At 42.6% G+C, this 22,060-nt stretch carries 14 protein-coding genes; 4 read left to right on the top strand and 10 right to left on the bottom strand.

What is annotated here, in order from left to right:
* Positions 1 to 4: 4 nt before the first annotated feature.
* The 9 genes from N773_RS0100295 to N773_RS19430 all read right to left on the bottom strand — a co-directional run bounded on the left by N773_RS0100295 (position 5) and on the right by N773_RS19430 (position 14,616).
* Positions 5 to 1,639: a class I adenylate-forming enzyme family protein gene (locus tag N773_RS0100295; protein WP_024855887.1), complete on the bottom strand. Its 1,635-nt coding sequence runs from the start codon at positions 1,637 to 1,639 to the stop codon at positions 5 to 7.
* Positions 1,623 to 2,273: a lysophospholipid acyltransferase family protein gene (locus N773_RS0100290; RefSeq protein ID WP_024855886.1), complete on the bottom strand. Its 651-nt coding sequence runs from the start codon at positions 2,271 to 2,273 to the stop codon at positions 1,623 to 1,625. Before N773_RS0100290 ends, N773_RS0100295 begins: the two co-directional genes overlap by 17 nt.
* Before the next feature lie 172 nt (positions 2,274 to 2,445).
* Positions 2,446 to 3,585 carry a leucine-rich repeat domain-containing protein gene (locus tag N773_RS20940; protein WP_024855885.1) on the bottom strand — a complete coding sequence of 380 codons (1,140 nt, stop codon included), beginning with the start codon at positions 3,583 to 3,585 and terminating at the stop codon, positions 2,446 to 2,448.
* Positions 3,586 to 3,837: 252 nt separating this feature from the next.
* Positions 3,838 to 5,073 (bottom strand): leucine-rich repeat domain-containing protein, encoded by a 1,236-nt coding sequence (locus N773_RS20935; RefSeq protein WP_024855884.1) that lies wholly within the window; start codon positions 5,071 to 5,073, stop codon positions 3,838 to 3,840.
* 281 nt (positions 5,074 to 5,354) lie between these two features.
* Positions 5,355 to 6,752, bottom strand: coding sequence for a leucine-rich repeat protein (locus N773_RS20930; protein WP_024855883.1), 1,398 nt, complete (start codon positions 6,750 to 6,752; stop codon positions 5,355 to 5,357).
* A 281-nt stretch (positions 6,753 to 7,033) separates the two neighbouring features.
* Entirely contained in the window at positions 7,034 to 9,370 is a 2,337-nt protein-coding gene (locus N773_RS20925) for a BspA family leucine-rich repeat surface protein (RefSeq protein WP_024855882.1), read from the bottom strand.
* A gap of 179 nt (positions 9,371 to 9,549) precedes the next feature.
* The gene (locus tag N773_RS20920) at positions 9,550 to 10,749 is read right to left on the bottom strand and encodes a leucine-rich repeat domain-containing protein (RefSeq protein WP_024855881.1); all 1,200 of its coding nucleotides are present in this window, start codon (positions 10,747 to 10,749) and stop codon (positions 9,550 to 9,552) included.
* Between the two features lie 251 nt (positions 10,750 to 11,000).
* A complete protein-coding gene (locus tag N773_RS20915) occupies positions 11,001 to 12,569 on the bottom strand; it encodes a leucine-rich repeat domain-containing protein (RefSeq protein ID WP_024855880.1) in 1,569 nt (522 codons plus the stop codon).
* A 202-nt stretch (positions 12,570 to 12,771) separates the two neighbouring features.
* Positions 12,772 to 14,616, bottom strand: coding sequence for a BspA family leucine-rich repeat surface protein (locus N773_RS19430; protein ID WP_024855879.1), 1,845 nt, complete (start codon positions 14,614 to 14,616; stop codon positions 12,772 to 12,774).
* Between the two features lie 344 nt (positions 14,617 to 14,960).
* Here N773_RS19430 and N773_RS0100250 point away from each other — a divergent pair, with 344 nt between their 5' ends.
* Positions 14,961 to 15,890: a LysR family transcriptional regulator gene (locus N773_RS0100250; protein WP_024855878.1), complete on the top strand. Its 930-nt coding sequence runs from the start codon at positions 14,961 to 14,963 to the stop codon at positions 15,888 to 15,890.
* A gap of 255 nt (positions 15,891 to 16,145) precedes the next feature.
* Here the strand turns inward: N773_RS0100250 and gdhA are convergent, their stop codons facing one another.
* Complete coding sequence (gdhA, locus tag N773_RS0100245; protein ID WP_024855877.1) at positions 16,146 to 17,495, bottom strand: NADP-specific glutamate dehydrogenase; 1,350 nt, start codon at positions 17,493 to 17,495, stop codon at positions 16,146 to 16,148.
* Between the two features lie 668 nt (positions 17,496 to 18,163).
* Between gdhA and N773_RS0100240 the strand changes: the two genes are divergently transcribed.
* The 3 genes from N773_RS0100240 (at position 18,164) to uvrC (ending at position 22,058) form a co-directional block, all read left to right on the top strand.
* Entirely contained in the window at positions 18,164 to 18,346 is a 183-nt protein-coding gene (locus tag N773_RS0100240; protein ID WP_024855876.1) for a hypothetical protein, read from the top strand.
* The gene (locus N773_RS0100235) at positions 18,343 to 20,142 is read left to right on the top strand and encodes a PIN domain-containing protein (RefSeq protein ID WP_024855875.1); all 1,800 of its coding nucleotides are present in this window, start codon (positions 18,343 to 18,345) and stop codon (positions 20,140 to 20,142) included. Before N773_RS0100240 ends, N773_RS0100235 begins: the two co-directional genes overlap by 4 nt.
* Positions 20,143 to 20,213: 71 nt before the next feature.
* Positions 20,214 to 22,058: an excinuclease ABC subunit UvrC gene (gene uvrC / locus N773_RS0100230; protein ID WP_024855874.1), complete on the top strand. Its 1,845-nt coding sequence runs from the start codon at positions 20,214 to 20,216 to the stop codon at positions 22,056 to 22,058.
* Positions 22,059 to 22,060: the final 2 nt, after the last annotated feature.

The following is a 22,060-nucleotide window of genomic DNA, read 5'->3' as shown; positions in this document are numbered from 1 at the left end:
GATATCACTCCTCAGCTTTCAGCGCAAGATAATCCACCTTGCCCACAAGGGTTTTCGGCAGGCTTTCCCTGAATCTTATATCTCTGGGCAGGGCGTATACCGCTATATCCTTTTTCAGCATTTCTTTGAGTTCATCGCGGAGAGTATCCTCATTCACACCCTCTTTGGGAACTACATACGCCCTTACCTTTTCGCCAAGTATCTTATCTTCCACACCCACAACGGCACACATTACCACATCGCGGTGAGAATTTATTACTTCCTCGATATTCTGCGGGTAGATATTGTATCCCCCCGAAACTATCATACGTTTCAGCCTTTGCCTGAAGTACACATAGCCCTCTTTATCCATATAGCCCAAGTCACCTGTGTGCAGCCATATATTGCCGTCATCGTGCAGGCGCAGAGTATCGGCAGTTTCTTCCTCAGCTTTGTAATAGCCTTTCATGACAGTTGTGCCGCGGAGTATTATCTCGCCTGTTTCACCCGCAGGAAGTTCGTTGCCCTCGGTATCAACTATCTTGAAATAGGTATCGGCATAGGGCAGACCTACGCTTTCAAGCTTGTCGGAATCCTCGGGCAGCAGACAGCAGCCTGTTACGCACTCTGTCAGACCGTAGCCCTCTCTCACACGGGCTTTGCTGCCGTGGGAAGCGAGAAGTTCGTTCAGCTTTTTCTTTGAACTCGCAGAAAGCGAATCTCCGCCGGATATAACTGTCTTGATGAAACTCATATCCTTGCCGTCGAAATCCTTGTTCATAAGCATAGCTTCATATATGGCAGGCACTCCCGCGATTATATTAGGCTTGTATTTGAAAAGCAGTTCATGGAATTCAGCCGCAGAGAATTTCGGCAGAATTATCGCCGTACCGCCCAGTATTAAAATAGTATGTATGCATACCCCCAGCCCGAAGCCGTGGAATACAGGCATTACCGAAAGCATCTTCTCACCTGCGTACAGATCGCCGCAGCCGTCGATACTCTGGTCGGCAAGGGCATTGAAGTTGCGGTTCGTCAGCATTATGCCCTTGGGCACACCTGTCGTTCCTCCGCTGTACAGTATCGCCGCAGTATCATCGGGAGCGGAATTCACATTGATATTCTGCCTGATATCCTTTGCCCCTGCAATGAGATCCGACCAGCTGTCAAATCCCGTATGTTCGGGAAGCTTGCCTTTCAGCTTTGCGAAATATCCCGCCTGTATCACAGGGGGCATATAGGTGCTGACACTGACAGCCACAGCCTTTTCGGGGCAGACCCTCATGCAGACCTTTCTCATTTTATCCGAAACGGAATCAAGGAAGAAAACATATTTGCTCTCGGTAAGTTCCATATATCGGATGATCTCGTTTTCCGCAGACATCGGGTGTATCATGTTCGCCACTGCACCCACTTTGTTTATGGCGTAAAACAGGAATACCGCCTGAGGGATATTCGGCAGGCATACGGATACGCTGTCGCCTTTTTTGACACCCGCCGCCGCAAGTGCGCGGGCTGTTCTGCCTATCTCACCGATAAGCCTGCGGAAAGTCAGCTTGTTTCCGAAATAGTTCAGTGCGGTATGATCGGGATATTTCTTCGCTGTCATGACAAGATATCGATACAGCGAACAGTCGGGGTATTCAAGATGTCTTTTCATTTCTGCTGCTCCATTCTTCAAAAGAGGTCATTTTTTTGGACTCTAATTCTTCCTTCGGCATGACCCTTTTCAACAGGGCGCCAATGCTGTTATAGAGTTTTCTGTTGGTCTTTTCCGCATCGCCCGTGGCTTTGAAAGGCTTGCCGAATATTATAGTCAGCCCGCCGAAAGGCTTGTACTTCCCAGCTATGGCATAAGGCACGATGACTGCCCCCGTATCCTCTGCCATAACAGCCGCGCCATACTTAAAAGGCAGAAGCAGTTCGTCGGTGTAATTTCGCTTCGCCTCGGGGGAAACATTCACAAGTTCACCATCGCGGAGGGCTTCCTTAGCGGTACGCAGGGCTTCGGGATTATGCTTTGCATGGAGGTCTACGGGGATAGTGCCCGAGCTCCTGAAAAACCAGCCGAAAGCACTGTCATGCAGGTCTTTTTTGGCAAGGGTGCGAACTGTCCTGCGGGTGCTGATATCCACGAGGATAGGGTCGAGGGCGTGCTTGTGATTGCCCGCAATGACCGCCGCCCCGTTCTTCGGGATATTCCCCGCGCCAATTATCTTCGGCTGAAACAGCACATAAAACAGCGGCGCAAGCACCGTCCGCATCACTTTATATACCACGACTCTCTTATCCACCCTGAAAGACCTCCGGAACGTAATAATTAATTCATAAATATTATAGTATGATTCCCGCCCGATGTCAATAGAAAACCAAAACTTCCCGCCAATATTCACCAAACCAACAAAAAGACACTCCTGCTTTTTCAAGCGGAAGTGTCCGTTATGCTTCATAAATTTGTGATTAATATTACCTTACAGTAAGTGGAAATGTCCTGCCATAAAGCTTGCCATCGTAGAGGAAAGTATTAAGATTGCTCGTATCCCATTTGCCGTTGATCTTGGCACATATCGCAACAATATATTCTTTTTTTGCGGTCAGCTTTGGCGAAGTATATGTCGTGACGTCAGCTTCGGTCATACCAACTACCTTCCACTTGCCTGCATTCTTTATTGCTATGCCGTACTGCTCAGCACCTTCAACTTCTGTCCATGTCAGGCGGAACTGACGGTATTTTGAACTGTACTCTTCCTTTATCAACTCGGGATATTTTGTTTTGCTGCCATCAGCATCAATTACATTGAAGTTGCTGCCGCTTTCAAGAGCATCATGATATGCATATGAATCCATATAGCAATTTATCATAAGATTTGTTGAATTCTTGTAGGTATTTGTGGGTTCATCGTAATCACTAAAGGCATCATATCCTATGTATGTCACGCTTTTAGGGATAGTAATACTTCTAAGGTTTTTTCCGCAGTTGCAAAAAGCCCCCCATCCGATTTCCTCCACACTATCAGGTATAACTATTTTCTTCAGAGCTGAGCAATTTTTAAAAGCCCAATCACCTATAATCTCAACACTATCGGGTATGTCAATGCTCTCCAGACTGCTGCAATTTTCAAAAGTCCCACCCTCAATACTCTTCAGATCCTTGGGTAATGTAATACTTTTAAGACTCAGGCATTTATAGAAAGCACATCCACCTATATATTTCAGATTTTCAGGCAATGTGATACTTTCAAGTTTTGAACAGTATTCAAATGCACTATCATCAATTTTTGTAACACTATCGGGTATAACAATACTCGTTATTTCAAAATCATCATAATATTCCTCAAATGCGGCGAATCCAATACTTGTTACAGGCGCACCATTTATCTCAGCGGGTATCTCGACCTCTGTATCAGAACCGATGTACCTTGCGATCTCAACAGTACCATCTTCAAGCAGAGTGTACTCAAAATCGCCAAATGTAAGTACTTCTGTCTCTTCTTCAGCACTCGCCGAAGCTAACACGCTGTTGTTTACTACTGTGTTGGGCAGTGCTGTGCCACCGAATACAAAGCTCAGTGCCAGCAGACCCGAAATGATCTTTTTACTTTTCATTTTAAGTTCCTCCTAAATAAAAAACAATTATGTTAATAGTTTAACACAGCATGCAAAATATGTCAATACATTTACAAAAGTTTCCTCATAGTCACTAATTATATCATTATTATTAACTTTGTTGTTGTTCTTTATTTTCTTTCGCGTTTCAACAAATAGAACGGTACAAAAAAACAGCAGAGCCGAAGCCCTGCTGTAGGAATGTTTTCAGTTAAAACCGCCCCGCTGTCAGGGCATTATATCGGTGTTATTTTACTTTACTGCAATAGTGAAAGCTCTCTTTGTGAAATCAGTTGTCTCCCACTTACCGTTGACTTTGGCGCATATTGCTACGTCATACTTGCTGCCTGCTTTAAGCTTAGGTGAAGTAAATGTCGTGGTCTTTGCATCGGTATAAGCCTGTACTTTCCACTTTCCTGCCAGATTTACTGCGATTCCATACTGCTGTGCGCCTTCTACCTTAGTCCAGTTAATGCGGAACTGGAAATAATCTGTATATTTGATCCTTGCAACTTTTGCAAATTGTGCCTCAGTCAGTTCAGGATATTCGGTCTTGTCTTCAGCATCGATGATCTTGAAATTGACAGCGTTTTCAAGGGCGTGTTTTTCAGCGGCAGAACCATTATAACACTTCAATGTAAAAGATGGTTCTTTGTTTTCATCGGCAGATCTGTAATTTGACGTAAAAGTATTTCCGCCAATTGATTTTAAGCTTGCAGGAGCCACTAATTCTTTAAGGCTGGTGCATTTGTAAAAATTCGAGCTATATATAGTGTTAATATTTTCCGATAACTTAACATCCGTAAGAGAAGTACACTCATAAAAAGCCAGAGTTCCAATAGTAGTCACACTATCAGGCAACGATATGCTGACAAGCTTTTCACAGTTTGAAAAAGCATAATCTTTAATTGATTGTAAACCTTCAGGAAAGTTGATATTTTCAAGGCTGGAACAGGAACGAAATGCATTTTCACCTATAGATGTAATTCCGGAAGGCAGTTTGATGTCAGTAAGAGCTGTACAATCAACAAATACAGCTATCTCGATCTTCGTTAAGTTGCTTGATAATCTTACTTTTTTCAAAGCACTGCAGGAGCTGAATGCTATGCTGCCTAAAGTTTTGACACTATCGGGCATTTCAACTTCAATCAGATTTTTGCAGGAACTAAATGAAGACCCGCCTATTGATACAACACCGTCCGGTATGGTTACTTTCGTAATATTATTGTTTTTTTGAAATGCAAATTTACCGATGCTTGTTACAGCCACACCGTCAATCTCACCGGGGATCTCTACAACTTTATCAGTACCGGTGTATTTTGTGATCTCAGCCGTACCGCCATTAATAGTGTACTCATAGTCACCGTATGTAAGCACTTCTGCAGCAGAAGCCACCACGCTATTATCAACAACTGTGCCGGGAATAGCTGCCCCGCCGAGTACGAATGTCAGCGCCAGCAGACCAGAAATGATCTTTTTACTTTTCATTTTCAGTTCCTCCTAAATGAATAATAATTTTATTTTTTTATAAATATTAATTATGTTTTATTCTATCACAGCACCAAGTATATGTCAATATATTTGACAAAACTTTTTCACAATTACTAATTATATCATTATTATTAACTTCGTTGTTGTTCTTAATCACTTTCGCATATCAATACTATCAATTGACAGAACGGTACAAAAAAACAGCAGAGCCGAAGCCCTGCTGTCGGGATATTTTCTGTTAAAACTGCCCGCTGTCAGGGCATGATATCGGTGCTATTTTACTTTACAGTAACTGTGATCGCTTTTTTGATAGGATCAGATGTATCCCACTTACCGTTAACCTTAGCTGCAACAGCTACCTTGTATTTCGTACCGGGCGTCAGGTTCTTTGGCGTAGTGAATGTTGTTGTCGAAGCCGGGATAGAATTAGTCCATACTCTCCACTTTCCCGAAAGATATACAGCGATTCCGTACTTTTCAGCGCCCTTAATAGGATCCCATCTGAAACGTATCTGATGATACTCAGAACTGTATTCAGCTCTTAACAGATTAGGAGGAGGGCAAGCAGGGAGTTTTTCATCGATCAGCTTGTAATTCAAGCCATTTTCTTTTGCATATTTTTCAGCGTATGAACCGCTGTAGCAATTGATAGTCACGTTCTTTAATGGCTTATAGCTATCATCGTGTGTATCATATTCTGAAAATGCATCCTCACCTATTTCGGTTACACTTGCGGGAATTGTAATGCTTTTAAGGTTATGGCATTCCAAAAATGCAGCATCTCCTATGGTTTTTACACTATCAGGTATTACTACATTTTCCAAGCTTTCGCAGCTTTCAAATGCCGCATCATCGATAGATTCAACACTATCCGGTATAACAATGCTCTCAAGGCTTTCGCAAAGTATAAAAGTACCAAAACTTATCTGCTTTAATCCCTCCGGTAATATAATACTTTTGAGATTTGTGCAGTAAAAAAATGCGCGTTCACCAATATATTCCACACTATCGGGTATAACAATGGTTTCAAGATTATCCAACCCTATAAAAGCGAATTCTCCAATTAACTTCGCACCATCAGGTATAACAATGCTATTAATTTTACTACAGTTTCTAAAAACATGATTACCCATATATTTAAGATTTTTGGATAATGTAACACTTTCAAGGCTTACACAATTTGCAAATGCAAAATCTTTGATTTCCGTAACACTATCGGGAATAACAATGCTCTCCAAACAATTGCACATTTTAAAAGCTCCCTCCCCAATTGTCTTCACACCATCAGGGATAACAATGCTCTCCATACTATTGCACATTTCAAAAGCTCCCTCCCCAATTGTCTTCACACCATCAGGGATAACAATGCTCTTAATTTCTCTACAAAATGAAAAAGCTTTTTCACCAATGCTAGTTACAGCCACACCATTCATCTCAGCGGGTATCTCGATTTCTGTGTCAGAACTTTTGTAAAAGTCGTAAAAATGGTAAGATGTTATCTCAGCAGTACCATCTTCCAGCAGTTTGTACTTATAATCACCGTATGTAAGTACTTCTGCCTCTTCTTCACTTGCCGAAGCTGCCACGCTGTTGTTTACTACTGTGTTGGGCAGTGCAGCACCGCCGAGCACAAATGTCAGCGCCAGCAGACCAGAAATGATCTTTTTACTTTTCATTTTCAGTTCCTCCTAAATGAATAATATTTTTATTTTTTTATAAATATTAATTATGTTTCATTCTATCACAGCGCCAAGTATATGTCAATATATTTGACAAAACTTTTTTACAATTGCTAATTATATCATTATTATTAACTTCGTTGTTGTTCTTAATCACTTTCGCATATCAATACTATCAATTGACAGAACGGTACAAAAAAACAGCAGAGCCAAAGCCCTGCTGTCGGGATATTTTCAGTTAAAACCGCCCGCTGTCAGGGCATGATATCGGTGCTATTTTACTTTACAGTAACTTTGACAGCATCATAGATAGCATCCCTTACATTCCAATTACCGTTGACCCTGGCTGCGACAGCAATCTTGTATTCCGTACCGGGTGTAAGGTTCTTGGGAGATGTAAAAACAGTAACATCGGCAGGTATAGAACAAGTCCAAACTCTCCACTTGCCTGCTAAATATACAGCTATACCGTACTTTTCGGCATTCTCATAAGGTTTCCATCTTAAACGTATCTGGTGATACTCCGAGCTGTATTCAGCTTTGATGACCATCTTCTTCGGAGGAGGACAATTAGGGAGTTTTTCATCGATCAGCTTGTAATTCAAGTCGTTTTCTTTTGCATATTTTTCAGCGTATGAACCGCTGTAGCAATTGATAGTCACGTTCTCCAACGGCTTGAAGATATCTTCACTTTTTTCATAATAACTAAATGCATATTCACCTATTTTTGTTACACTTGCGGGGATTGTAATGCTTTTAAGACCAAAACAGTTTCCAAATGCATGTGAACCTATTTCTTCCAGTCCTTCAGGCAAAGTTATACTTTCAAGTTTTTGACAATTTGTAAAACCCGCAACATCTATTTTCTTCAAACCTTTCGGCAATTCGATACTTTTGAAGTTACAAAAACAAAATGCACCTCTGCCGATATTTTCAACACTATCGGGTATAACAATGCTCTCAACGTTTCCACACGATATAAATGCTGACTCTCCAATTGTCTTCACACCATCAGGGATAACAATGCTCTTAATATCGTAACACATTTCAAAAGCTTTCATACCAATGCTTGTTACAGCCGCGCCATTTATCTCAGCGGGTATCTCGATATCAGTGTCAGAACCGTTGTAAAATGTTATCTCAACGGTACCATCTTCAAGCAGAGTGTACTCAAAATCGCCATATGTGTTCGGAATGTCGGTTGGTGTTTTATAATAGCGGACGTAAGTGTTCTCGCTATCATTTTCTATAACAGCATAATACTCGTCACCGCTTACAACAGTACTGGGAGCTTTAGCATTTGCCCAGCCGTCGAAGTTGGGAAGCTTTGCATCTTCATTTATACTCTTGAAATTCTCGCCGAGTGTAAAGGTGTTAAGATTATAACAGCCATTAAACATATCTTCCATATCTGTTACATTGCTTGTATCAAAGCTGCTCAGATCAAGTGAAGTCAGATCAGAACAATTCGAGAACATATGGTGCATATATATAACGCTACTTGTATCAAATCCGCTTACATCAAGCTCGGTCAGGCTATCACAATTACTAAACATATAGACAAGATTTGTAGCTTTGCTTGTATCAAACCCGCTTACATCAAGTTTGGTCAGGTTTTTACACCCATTGAACATAACGCTCATATTTTTTGCCTTGCTTGTATCAAATCCGCTTACATCAAGCTCGGTCAGGCTATCACAATTACTAAACATATAGACAAGATTTGTAGCTTTGCTTGTATCAAATCCGCTCACATCAAGTTTGGTCAGGTTTCTGCACCCAGAGAACATACTGCCCATATCTTCAGCATTGCTTGTATCGAATCCGCTCACATCAAGTTCGGCAAGGCTTTGGCACCCACTGAACATATAGCTCAGTTTTGTAACTTTGCTTGTATCAAATCTGCTTACATCAAGTTTTGTCAAAGATCTGCAACCATCGAACATACCGCTAATACACTCAGCGTTGCTTGTATCAAATCCACTTACATCAAGTTTTGTCAGAGATCTGCAACCATCGAACATCTGGTGGATATCCGTAGCATTGCTAGTATCAAATCCGCTCACATCAAGTTCGGCAAGGCTTTCGCACCCATAGAACATATTGCTCATATCTGTAACGTTGCTTGTTTCAAATCTGCTCACATCAAGTTCAGTCAGATCATAACAACAATAGAACATTTTGCTTATATCTGTAACTTTGCTTGTATCGAATCCACTTAAATCAACTTTGGTCAGAGTTCTACACATTGCGAACATACTGTTCATATTTGTAACATTGCTGGTATCAGCCTTTGAAAGATCAATAGCAGTACACTGGATATTCTCAAACAGTGACTTGCAATTTTCTGGTAAAACCGTTCCCTCTTCGGCTATAATGGTTCGTACGGACGGTGCTTTGGATCCTCTGAATTGATACATTTTTTTTACGTCTACCTTGCCCCTGAGAGTAAGCACACCTGTTGCTTTATCAAATGAATAGCAATCTCCCTCAATAGTATCAGCGTGCGCTGTTATTACCGATGCTACGTTGCTCACTACCCCATCTGGCAGTGCCGCGCCGCCGAGTACAAATGTCAGTGCCAGCAGACCTGAAATGATTTTTTTACTTTTCATTTTATTACCTCCGAATCTTTTAAACAGATTAAACAAACGACATAAAATATCGGATTATCCCGACCGCAGAAACTGTACTTTTGAAGCACAGTCTGCGTAATGGATAAGCATGAAATAATATGTCGTTTGATAATTATTATATTTCTTTTTTAATGGTATGTCAATAGTGGGTTTTCACATTATCTTACAACAAGGGGAAATGTCCTGTTGTTGAAGATGTCTTCAACCTTGTTTGCCTCCCATTTGCCATTGACCTTTGCACATATCACAACCTTATAGCTTTTGGATGCACTCAGCTTTGGCGAAGTATATGTTCTAGTATCAGCATCAGTGTAAGCCTGTACTTTCCACTTGCCTGCCAGCTTTACTGCTATGCCGTACTTCTCAGCGCCTTCTACTGCTGTCCATTTCAGACGGAACTGACGGTATTTTGAACTGTACTCTTCCTTGATAAGCTCGGGATATTTAGTTTTGCTGTCATCAGCATCGATCACATTGAAACTGTTGCCGCTTCCCAAAGCATACCAAAATCCTCCTGAATCCTTGTAGCAATTTATTATCAACTTCTTTAACGGCTTATAAGTATCTGTAAGTTCATCGTAATAACTAAACGCATCACTACATATACCAGTTTCTTCTATACTTTTAGGAATTGTAACACTTTTAAGATTTTCGCAATCGACAAAAGCACGATATCCGATTGATTCCACACTATCAGGTATATTTATATCCTCAAGATCTAAACAATATGCAAAAGCACTCTCATCTATATTTTTTAGATTTTCAGGTAATTTGATACTTCTAAGCTTGCAGCAGGTATCAAAAGTACCACATTCAATATTCTCCAGATTTTTGGGTAATGTAATGCTTTCAAGATTAAAACAGTAACAAAATGCAGAGTATCCAATATATTCTACACTATCGGGTATAACAAAGTTCTTAATACCAGTTTTGTAAAAAGCAAAATCACCTATGTACTTCAGATTTTCAGGCAATGTGATATTTTCAAGGCTAGAACAATGTTCAAATGCACCTGCTTTAATCACAGTAACACTATCGGGTATAACTATGCTCGTAATTTTTTCAAAATGATCATCATCATATTCATTAAATGCTGACTCACCAATACATGTTACAGGCGCACCATTTATCTCAGCAGGTATCTCGACCTCTTTTGCATCAAGACCCATGTACTGTAATATCTCTACCGTACCATCTTTATGCAAAGTGTAGATATAATCACCAAATGATTCATATGATGATTCCTCTTCACTTGCCGAAGCTGCCACGCTGTTGTTTACTACTGTGTTGGGCAGTGCTGTGCCGCCGAATACGAATGTCAGTGCCAGCAGACCCGAAATGATTTTTTTACTTTTCATTTTAAGTTCCTCCTAAATAAAAAACAATTATGTTAATAGTTTAACACAATATGTGAAATATGTCAATATTTTTATAAAATGTTCCTCACAATCACTAATTAAATTAATATAATTAACTTCGTTGTTGTTCTTTATTTTTTTTGCGTTCCAACACATAGAACGGTACAAAAAAACAGCAGAGCCGAAGCCCTGCTGTCGGAATATTTTCAGTTAATACCGCCCCGCTGTCAGGGCATTATATCGATGTTATTTTACTTTACAGTAACGGTTACAGCGTTCTTGATAGCGTTAGATGTATCCCACTTACCATCGACTTTAGCCGCGATAGCTACCTTGTAGGTCTTGCCGGGAGTAAGGTTTTTGGGAGTGGTATAACTTACAGTAGTATAGGGTATCTTCTGGGTCTGTATCCTCCACTTGCCAGCAAGATATACAGCTATGCCGTACTGCTGTGCGTTCTCGACCTTATCCCATGTAAATCTTATCTGGTGATATTCTTCACTGTAATCGACCTTGATGTTTGTGGGATATGTGGGTTTTGCAGCATCTAACAGCTGATAAGTCAGCTTGTTTGTCACTGCATATTTATGTGCTGCTGAGTTAGTATAACAATATACGGTCACTTTACTTGACGCAGCTGTCTGAGTCAGAGAATTAGAATCGGTGAATATATTATCCCCTATTTCAGTAACACTTGCAGGTATCGTTATGCTTTCAAGATCGCTGCACCCGCCAAAAGCGCTTTTCCCGATACTTTCAACGCTATCAGGTATAACTGCGGTTTTGATAAGTATGCAAGCATTGAAAGCTGACTCACTGATAGTTTTCAGTTTTTTGGGAAATGTGATGCCTGCAAGATTGCTGCAGTCTTCAAAAGCACTTGCGCCTATAAGCTCAAGATTAGATGAGAATGTTACACTTTCAAGAACTTCACAAGCTGAAAATGCTTTATCATTGATACTCTCTACTGCATTAGGGATAACGATACTTTTCAGCATTTTACAATTTTCAAAAGTGCTTTCTTCTATAGACTTTATGTTTTTGGACAGAGTGATGCTTTCAAGTGCTGAGCAATCAGAAAATGCATTTTTTCCAATAGCTGTAACGCTGTTAGGTACAGTTACCTTGCTGAGGCTTTCACAAAAAGCAAACGATGCTTTTCCTATAGACTCCAGATTTTCGGATAATGTAACACTTTCAAGATTTGAGCAATAAGCAAATGCAGAATCTCCTATAGATGTAACGCTGTCTGGTATATTTACTTCACTGAGTTTATCACAGTGAGCAAAAGTACTACAGCCGATAGTTTGTAAATTTTTAGAAAAAGTTACACTTTCAAGACTTGAGCAGTAAACGAATACATTATCAGCAATAGAAGTTACGCTGTCAGGTATAACGATCTCTTTCAGAGATTCGCATCTGACAAATGTTGAGTTATTGAGAGTTTCCAGGTTGCTGGACAGAGTAACTTCTTCAAGTGCATTACAATTAGAGAATGCTGACACATCAATTGAAACAACACTGTCAGGTATGACAACACTTACCAGATTAGCTTTTCCGCTGAACGAGCCGGATCTTATATGACTAACGCTGACGCCATCTAGCTCGCTTGGTATCTCGACTGATGAGTCAGAACCGGCATACCATAATATCTCTGCCGTACCATCTTTACGCAGATTATAAATATAGTCACCGGATTCCTTAGTTTCAGCGCTTGCGGTAACAGCTGAGAAGCCGGTTACTGTATATCCGGGAATGATCGCACCGCCGAAAACTAAAGTAAGTGCCAGCAGACCCGAAATGATCTTCTTACTATTCATCTTTTAACCCCCATTATTTTGACAATATAATCAGCCTGTACATCGGCAGGACATCGCCTGCTGTTTGACGTATATTATACAACAATTTCTAGCATTTGTCAACATATTTTATCAATATTATCATAAATGTCAAAACAGCGCCTGATTAACTCAGACGCTGTTGGCATCATGTCAGATTTGAATTTAAAGATATATGCTAATATTACTTTACAGTAACAGTGATTGCATTCTCGATAGCACTTGAGGTAAACCATTTGCCGTCCACCTTAGCCGCGATCGCTACCTTGTAGGTCTTGCCGGGGGTAAGGTTCTTGGGAGTGGTGTAGGTAGTGTCAGTGATATCCTGTGCCTGGACTCTCCACTTGCCTGCGAGGTATACAGCTATGCCGTACTGCTCAGCGTTTTCAACTTTGTCCCATGTAAATCTTATCTGGTGGTATTTCTCGCTGTGATCTGCTTTGATGTTGGTGGGGGTATTTCTAAAATAACGAACATAGGTATTGTTACCATCGTTTTCGATAACTGCGCACGAATAGTGGAATTCTTCACTGCTTACAATGGTTGAAGGATCATTAACATTAACCCAGCCATCGCCATTTGGAAGGTCGGCATGTGGGGTTATTGTTTTGAAATTTTCTCCAAGAGTAATTCTTTTCAAATTCTCACAACCACTGAACATATTGTCCATATGTGTGACTTTACTTGTATCAAAGTTGCTCAGATCAAGTGAGGTCAGATTTACACAGTTTCTGAACATGGCACTCATATCTGTCACATTGCTTGTATCAAAGCCGCTTACATCAATAGAGGTCAGATTTTCACAAAATTGGAACATATAAAACATATCTGTTACATTGCTTGTGTCAAAGCCTCTAACGTCAAGTGCGGTCAGGTTTTTACAATATTCGAACATTCCTGACATATCTGTTACATTGCTTGTATTAAAACCGCTTACATCAAGAGAGGTCAGTTTCATACAATATCTGAACATTCCGTACATATCTGTTACATTGCTTGTATCAAAACCGCTTACATCAAGAGAGGTCAGATCTGTACAATTTTCGAACATTCCTGACATATCTGTTACATTGCTGGTATTAAAACCGCTTACATCAAGAGAGGTCAGTTTCATACAATATCTGAACATTCCTGACATATCTGTTACATTGCTTGTATCAAAGCCGCTAACATCAAGTTCAGTCAGTCTTTTACAGTCTTCGAACATTCCTGACATATCTGTTACATTGCTTGTATCAAATCCACTTACATCAAGAGAGGTCAGATATACACAATCTTCGAACATTCCTGACATATTTGTTACATTGCTTGTGTCAAAGCCGCTTACATCAAGAGAGGTCAGATTTGCACAATCATCGAACATTCCGTACATATCTATTACATTGCTTGTATTAAATCCGCTTACATCAAGAGAGGTCAGGGCTTTACATGCTTCGAACATTCCGAACATATTTGTTACATTGCTTGTATCAAATCCGCTTACATCAAGAGAGGTCAGATATGCACAATCTTCGAACATTCTTGACATATTTGTTACATTGCTTGTGTCAAAGCCGCTTACATCAAGAGAGGTCAGGCTGTAACAAAGAGAGAACATTATTGACATATCTGTTACATTGCTGGTATTAAAACCGCTTACATCAAGAGAGGTCAGATTCATACAACCTCTGAACATTCCGAACATATTGGTGACATTACTGGTATCTGCATTTGAAAGGTCAATAGAAGTACAATTAATATAATCACCAAACAGATAACTGCAGTCTTCGGGTAAAACCGTTCCCTCTTCGGCTACAACGGAACTTACGATCATTCTATTGCTGAATGTCCTTAATTCATCACGGTTAACCTCGCCCCTGAGCGTAAGCACACCTGTATCCAAATCAAATGAATAACAGTCTCCATCAACAGTATCAGCCTGTGCTGTTATGACCGATGCCACGCTGCTCACTACTGTGTTTGGAAGAGCTGTGCCGCCGAATACTAATGTCAGCGCCATCAGACCTGCTACGATTTTTTTGTTGTTCATAATTATGAACCCTCCTATATAAAAAACAATTTAACGACATGGACCCGACTAAAACTATTTTATCCCGACAATAAAAATTACTTATCCCGGCCGCTTGTGCTGTGCTTGGCGACACTGACAAGATCGGGATAAATATGAAGATCATGTCGTCTACGGTTAATTATATTACATTTTTAACTGTTTGTCAATAGACACGCTAAAATAAAATGGTATTTTCTTTGAAGATAGTTTTTGTTCAACACTAATCATCGCTGTATGGCTGATATATGCTCTTGACATATAAAAATTTATATTGTATAATACATATGTCAATATGTACTTTTCTATATAACGGAGTGATGAAAATGAACCTGACACATCTTCGATACATTGTGGAAGTTGAGCGGCTGGGGTCGATAACCAAGGCGGCGGCGGCGCTTTATATGGGTCAGCCCAACCTTTCAAAGGCCATAAAAGAAATGGAACACGAGGTCGGTATACCGATATTCAAAAGGTCTGCAAAGGGTGTAGTGCCTACGGACAAGGGCAAGGAGTTTTTGCAGTACGCTAAAGCCATACTCGTTCAGCTTGACAAGATGGAGAATCTTTACAAGGACAATGTGAGCAACAGGGTGAGCTTTTCACTGCTTCTGCCCCGCGCAAGCTACATCACCCATGCATTCACCTGTTTTCTGAACAGGGTATCGGACAGGAAGGCAATGGATATCAAGATAAAGGAAACCAACTCGATGGAGGCTATAAACTCGGTGGTGGAGTGCGAATACGATATGGGTATAATCCGCTATCCCATCGCATACGAGAGCTTTTTTCTGCCGCTGCTGGAGGAAAAAAATCTCACGATACACAACAGCTGGGAGTACGATTATGTGCTGATAATGAGTGCGGACAGCCCTCTTGCCAATGAAAAAGAGATAACTGAAGAGACCCTTGAAAAGTACATCGAGATACTTCACGGTGACAATACCGTACCGAATATATCGGCGGTATACCAGAAGAAAAACACTGAACTCAATCCTCACAGACGGCATATATATGTATACGAAAGAGGAAGTCAGTTCGATATACTGTCGGCTTGCCCCGAATCATATATGTGGGTATCGCCAATGCCGCAGGAGATACTTGACCGCTGCAAGCTGGTACAGCGCAGCACACCAAATATCCGCAAGACCAACAAGGATGTGCTGATATATCAGTCGAGCTATCGGCTGAGTGCTACCGATAACATATTCGTGGAAGAACTTGAAAAAGTACGCGAAGAGATAACAGTAAGATAAAATGTGGTTATCCTGCTGACATACCACAAAAACAGCGGTTATCTATCCCCCGCCGCAGGCGGGGGATAGATATACAACGCTCAATTATCCTTTTGTTTACCGCATTTTCAGCCGGTGTGCTAAAGGGATAGTCAGAATATAAAAACGACCGTATACGGCACAGGCTGTATACGGTCGTTTTGTGCATAAAAATATACCCGCCGAAACCGACGGGTATATTGATATATAAGGACTATATAGTTTAAATGGCTTGAATTATACCACGCCCTGAGCCTTCATAGCCTCAGCAACCTTCAGGAAGCCTGCGATGTTAGCGCCTGCGATCAGGTCATCGCCCAGACCGTACTCATTAGCAGCCTTAACAGAAGCGTCGAAGATATTCTTCATGATCTGGTGCAGCTTAGCGTCAACCTCTTCAGCTGTCCAGTTATATCTCATGGAGTTCTGGCTCATTTCCAGACCGGAAACGGAAACGCCGCCTGCGTTAACTGCCTTTGAAGGAGCAACATTCAGACCGTTTTCCTTCAGGTATGCAACAGCATCAGCAGTTGTAGGCATATTAGCAACCTCGATATAGTACTTAGCACCGTTAGCAACGATATTCTTAGCATCATCAAGATTTACCTCGTTCTGAGTAGCGCAAGGCATATAGATATCAGCCTTAGCCTCCCAAGGCTTCTTGCCTGCATAGAAAGGTACACCGAACTTGTCAGCATAATCCTGAACTCTGTTTCTGCAGGAAGCTCTCATCTCCAGCAGGTAATCTACCTTCTCGCCTGTGATGCCGTCCTTGTCGTAGATATAACCGTCAGGACCGGAGATAGTAACTACCTTACCGCCCAGCTCGTTAACCTTCTTGATAGTACCCCAAGCAACGTTACCGAAGCCGGATACTGCAAAGGTCTTGCCCTCGATGGAATCATTGTAGTGCTTGAGCATCTCAACTGCATAGTAAACAGCACCGTAGCCTGTAGCCTCAGGTCTGATCAGGGATCCGCCGTATTCCATACCCTTACCTGTCAGAACACCTACGAACTCGTTTCTCAGTCTCTTGTACTGACCGAACAGGTAGCCGATCTCTCTTCCGCCAACACCGATATCACCAGCGGGAACGTCTGTATCAGCACCGATGTGCTTGCAGAGCTCAGTCATGAAGCTCTGGCAGAATCTCATAACTTCAGCGTCGGACTTGCCCTGAGGGTCAAAGTCGGAACCGCCCTTGCCGCCGCCCATAGGAAGGCTGGTCAGGCTGTTCTTGAAAGTCTGCTCGAAGCCCAGGAACTTGATAACGGAAGCGCATACTGTGGGGTGGAATCTCAGACCGCCCTTGTAAGGTCCGATAGCGGAGTTGAACTGGATACGGAAACCTCTGTTTACCTGTACCTTGCCGTTGTCATCAACCCAGGGAACACGGAACATTACCTGTCTCTCAGGCTCAACTATTCTGTCGAAAACGCCTGCATCGATAAGGTCCTGTCTCTTGTCAGCAACAGGAACAAGGCTCTCAAGAACCTCATAAACTGCCTGGTGGAATTCCTTCTCGCCGGGGTTTCTCTTCTCAACCTGCTCGTATACCTTCTGGAGGTACTCATTCTTCAATGCCATTGTAAAAACTCCCATCTTAAATAAATAATTACTGTCAGAGTCCGACTACGGCGTACACTTGTACGCTCCGGACTCACACTGCCCTATTATTATAGCACACTCTTTTCGGTTTTGCAAGTCCAGAAACGCAAAATTTCAGAATATCAGTGAATTTTAGTACATTCGGAATAATTATTGCAAAATTCATCTTTATATTTATGCAAATAGTCGGAATAGTTCTGTATTTACATGAAAGATATTTTGCTGAAAACATCGGATAAATCTTCTTAAAATGCCATATTTACGCCTATTTTTGCTAAAATGAATTTTTACGCCGCAATTCCTGCAAAAACAATTTCGCACCAATATCACACCGTCACATAACACTTAAATGTCGGGATATCATATTTTCCGTCTGTCATATTCGTGAAAATAAATCCGTAATAATTAAAGGAAAATATATCCCGATATCTTTACATTTTGTATTTTATATGGTATAATACCAGTGACGGTGATATGTTTTCACCGAATCCGAAACGGACGCGGCAGTGCAGTCTGTTACTGCGGCAGCACGGAGTTCTTTATACCGACTGACATATATCCCACTTGACCTATCCCATATTTTCAGGCAAGGTCATAAACTGTAATTGATACACATAAGCGATGGCATATATCGGGTACGCCCATATATGCGATACAAAAATATCACTTTATCCGAAGCGGATACTTTCCCTTTCGCACAGGTGCGCAATACCTTTATGTGCGGCGAGGGACAGCCGCAGGAATGTCTGAACGGTACCGAGGTTCTGTGTGAGCCGATATTGTACATTACACTGCCTTTCCGTAACATACCGAAAGGACAAGACAGATGAAAATTTATCTTATCGACTTTGAAAATGTGAAGTCAAAGGGTCTGACAGGCATAGACAGCCTGACCGAGTATGACCGCGTCATCATTTTTTACAGCGAGAATGCGGACACCATCAATTTCGAGATGCACCAGAAGGTGCTGATATCCAAAGCCGAAGTTGAGTACTTCAAGGTACACGTAGGCGGAAAGAACGCACTGGATTTCCAGCTTTCAACACTGCTGGGATATCTTGTGAGCAAGAACTATTACAGCCATATTTTCGTTATCAGCAACGACAAGAGCTTTGATTTCCTGCACGATTTCTGGCACGGCAAGTACATAGCAGCTCCGGACTGCATAGTTTACCGCACCAAGACCATAGCTCAGGCTATCAACTATGCAGGCGGAAAGAAACAGCCTATCCCGGATGACGACGACGATACGGATACAGCTGTATTTGCTCCTGCCGAGGATATTTCGGACAGCGAGCAGGAACAGGAAACTCCCGACACCAAGGAAGAGCCCGTTAAGGAAGTTCCCGAGGTAAAGGAAGCTGCTCCCGTTAAGGCTGAGCCAGCGAAAGTTCAGCCCGAGAAGAAAGAACAGCCTTCCGCTAAGAGCGAGACTTCGGAAAAGGCTGTTGCTATGAGTGCAGACCTCACCGAGAAGCGCACTGCAAAACCCGCACCCAAGCAGGAACCCGCAAAGGAGAAAGCACCTAAGCAGGTGAAGAAAACCACTCCCGCAAAGGAAGATGAATTCACCATAAGTGCAGAGGAGCTGAATGCTCTGGAGGCTTCGTTCAGTGCTTATTCCATCATCGATGTGAAGAAAGCAGAAAAAGCCGAGAAGAAAGCCGAGCCTGCCGAGGTAAAAGCCGAAGTCAAGGAAGAACCTGCAAAGGTCGAAGTTCCCAAGGCTGAAACACCCAAGGAAGAACCCAAAACCGAGCCTGTAAAGGAAGCTCCGAAGAGCGAAAAGCCCGCAGAGAAGCCCAAGGCTCAGAACAAGGCATTTTTCGCATCGCTCAAAGAGATAATGAAAAAAGCCGACTGCACGGCAGAGATGATAAATCACATATCACAGTTGCTGATAAATTCCGATACCAAGGAAGAATTCCACAACGCTCTTGCCAAGGATTACAAGCAGGATGCTACCGAGCTTTATAAGCTTCTGCGACCGAAATATCTCCGTCTTAAAGAGATGTATGCCGCAGAGCACCCCGAGTATGTCAGCCCCGATACTGTAAAAACACAGCCTGTGGAGGATACTCCCAAGGCAGAGGAAACTGTCAAGACAGAAGTTCCCGCAAAGATCGAAACTCCTGTCAAGGCTGAAACTCCCGCGAAGAAAGATGTTCCCGCAGAAGAACCTGCAAAGGTCGAGAAGAGCGAAGAGGTCGTCAGCGAGAAGACCGAGGAAGTTTCCGAGGAGGCACCTGCCGCTGAGGAAAAGCCGGCAAAGAAAAAGGCTAAGACCACCAAAGCTAAAACTACCAGGTCCAAGAAATCCGACGATGCAAAAAAATCCGAAGAGGAAAAGAAGCCTGCCAAGACAGCAAGATCCCGTACCAAGAAGAAAACTGAAAAGCCCGCTGAATCTCCTGTTGATAATATCTCAGGCGACAGACTTGAACAGCTGCTTGACGGCAAATGTTCCACCGAAGATGTTGAACTGATACGTCAGCTTTTCAGGGAAGTTCCCTCAAGGCAGCAGCTTTATATCCGCATGATAAAGCAGTTCGGCAAAAAGGAAGGCTGTGTATATTACAGCGCCATCAAAGCGGAATATGAAGCCCTCAAAGATATTATAAAATAACAGCGCACGAAATACCGAAATGATAATATCCCCTGTCTGCGGACGGGGGATAATTCTTGAATGGAGGATATATGCATATCACCGAAGAACACAACCCGCGTCTGCCCTATCTGCGGGACAAGACCTCAAAGCTTACCACTTCGCCAGGGGTCTATATCATGAAAGACAAGAGCGGAAAGATAATATACATCGGCAAGGCGAAGAACCTGCACAACCGCGTGACTTCCTATTTCCGCAAGGGGCAGGATCATCTGCCGAAGGTGTGGAAGATGGTATCAAACGTGCATGACTACGAGTTTATCGTGACGGACAGCGAGTTTGAAGCCCTTGTGCTGGAATGTTCGCTGATAAAGATGCATACACCGAAGTACAATATCCTGCTGAAAGACGACAAGGGTTACAGCTATATCCGCGTGACCAACGAGCAATATCCGCGAATACAGGCAGTTTTGCAGAAGTCAGACGACGGCGCGGAGTATATCGGTCCCTATACCAGTTCATTCACGGTGAAGCAGGCTGTTGAGGAAGCAAACAAGGTATTCAGACTGCCGACTTGTACAAAAGTTTTCCCTCGTGATATAAAAAAGGAGCGTCCCTGCCTTAACTACCACATCAAAAGGTGCATGGGCGTTTGCACGGGGCATTTCAGCGAGGAAGAGTACCGCAAGACCGTCGCACAAGCTGTCGACTATATCAAAAACGGTTCGGCGCAGTCCGTTGAAAGGCTGACCGCCGAGATGGAACGTGCGGCGGAAGAGCTTGAATTTGAGCTCGCCGCAAAACTCCGTGACAGGATACAAGCCATAACCAAAGCCGCCGAAAGCCAGAAAGTCATTGATGAAACTATCCCCGATTGCGATATCATAGCCATATCCCAGAATGTGGAAATAGCCTGTGCAAGCGTGATAATGTACCGCGGCGGCAGGCTTACGGACAAAGCTGACTACTACCTCGGAGATCGTGCCGAGCCAGCGCAGATGCTGGAAGAGTTCGCGCTGAGTTTTTATGCAATGAAAGAGGAAGCACCCAAAAATATCCTGTTGGCGGAAGAACCCGCTGATATCGAAATGCTGGAACAGTATCTCCGTGAGAAATACAACCATGCAATATATGTAACTGTACCAAAAAGAGGATATCTGACAAAGCTTTGTACTCTTGCAAAGAACAATGCCAACGCATTCATATCCGTCCGCGTTGGCAGAACAGGCCGCGAAGTCGCAGGGCTGGAAGAACTGGCGAGAGCGCTGGGCATGGAAAGACCTCCCCGCTTCATCGAGTGCTACGATATATCGAACCTTGCTTCCAGCGATATGGTGGCGGGCATGGTGGTATTCGAGAACGGCAGACCTTGTCGGAAATTCTACCGTAAATTCGCCATAAAAACCGTGTTCGAGCAGAATGACTACGCCTGTATGACAGAGGTCATCGAAAGGCGGTTTGCAGAATACAAAAAGGGTGAGGACGAGGGCTTTTCACAACTGCCCGACCTGATACTTCTGGACGGCGGCAACGGTCATGTAAACACGATACGCCCCGTGCTTGAACGGCTTGGGATAAAAGTTCCGCTGTATGGTCTGGTAAAGGACGACCATCACCGCACGAGAGCGATAGCCACAGGAAACGGCGAGATATCCCTGCTGAAAAGCCGAAGTGCTTTTTCACTGGTAACTCAGATACAGGACGAAGTTCACCGCGTAGCCATAAGCTACCAGAAATCCAAACGTAAGAAGAGTTCATTCACCCTTGAACTCACTCAGGTCAGGGGTGTGGGCGACAAGAAAGCACAGAAGCTGCTGCGGGAATTCAAAACAAAGGAAGCGCTGAAAAGGGCATCCATGGAAGAACTTCGTGCTGTGGCGGGAATCACCATTGAGACTGCACGGGAACTGAAAAAGATAATAGACGAAATGAGTTGATG

The sequence above is a fragment of the Ruminococcus albus AD2013 genome, assembly GCF_000526775.1.
GTDB classification, from domain to species: Bacteria; Bacillota; Clostridia; order Oscillospirales; family Ruminococcaceae; genus Hominimerdicola; species Hominimerdicola alba_A.
Note: the sequence above shows the minus strand (reverse complement) of the source record. Positions and strands in the feature narration are given on the sequence as shown.

Bases quoted from the DNA above. Each gene is read 5' to 3' on its own strand.
- N773_RS20930 (WP_024855883.1), bottom strand. From the start codon at position 6,752: ATGAAAAGTAAAAAGATCATTTCTGGTCTGCTGGCGCTGACATTTGTG.
- N773_RS0100250 (WP_024855878.1), top strand. From the start codon at position 14,961: ATGAACCTGACACATCTTCGATACATTGTGGAAGTTGAGCGGCTGGGG.
- gdhA (WP_024855877.1), bottom strand. From the start codon at position 17,495: ATGGCATTGAAGAATGAGTACCTCCAGAAGGTATACGAGCAGGTTGAG.
- N773_RS20925 (WP_024855882.1), bottom strand. From the start codon at position 9,370: ATGAAAAGTAAAAAAATCATTTCAGGTCTGCTGGCACTGACATTTGTA.
- uvrC (WP_024855874.1), top strand. From the start codon at position 20,214: ATGCATATCACCGAAGAACACAACCCGCGTCTGCCCTATCTGCGGGAC.
- N773_RS20935 (WP_024855884.1), bottom strand. From the start codon at position 5,073: ATGAAAAGTAAAAAGATCATTTCTGGTCTGCTGGCGCTGACATTCGTA.
- N773_RS0100240 (WP_024855876.1), top strand. From the start codon at position 18,164: ATGCGATACAAAAATATCACTTTATCCGAAGCGGATACTTTCCCTTTC.
- N773_RS0100235 (WP_024855875.1), top strand. From the start codon at position 18,343: ATGAAAATTTATCTTATCGACTTTGAAAATGTGAAGTCAAAGGGTCTG.
- N773_RS20915 (WP_024855880.1), bottom strand. From the start codon at position 12,569: ATGAATAGTAAGAAGATCATTTCGGGTCTGCTGGCACTTACTTTAGTT.
- N773_RS20940 (WP_024855885.1), bottom strand. From the start codon at position 3,585: ATGAAAAGTAAAAAGATCATTTCGGGTCTGCTGGCACTGAGCTTTGTA.
- N773_RS0100295 (WP_024855887.1), bottom strand. From the start codon at position 1,639: ATGAAAAGACATCTTGAATACCCCGACTGTTCGCTGTATCGATATCTT.
- N773_RS20920 (WP_024855881.1), bottom strand. From the start codon at position 10,749: ATGAAAAGTAAAAAAATCATTTCGGGTCTGCTGGCACTGACATTCGTA.
- N773_RS19430 (WP_024855879.1), bottom strand. From the start codon at position 14,616: ATGAACAACAAAAAAATCGTAGCAGGTCTGATGGCGCTGACATTAGTA.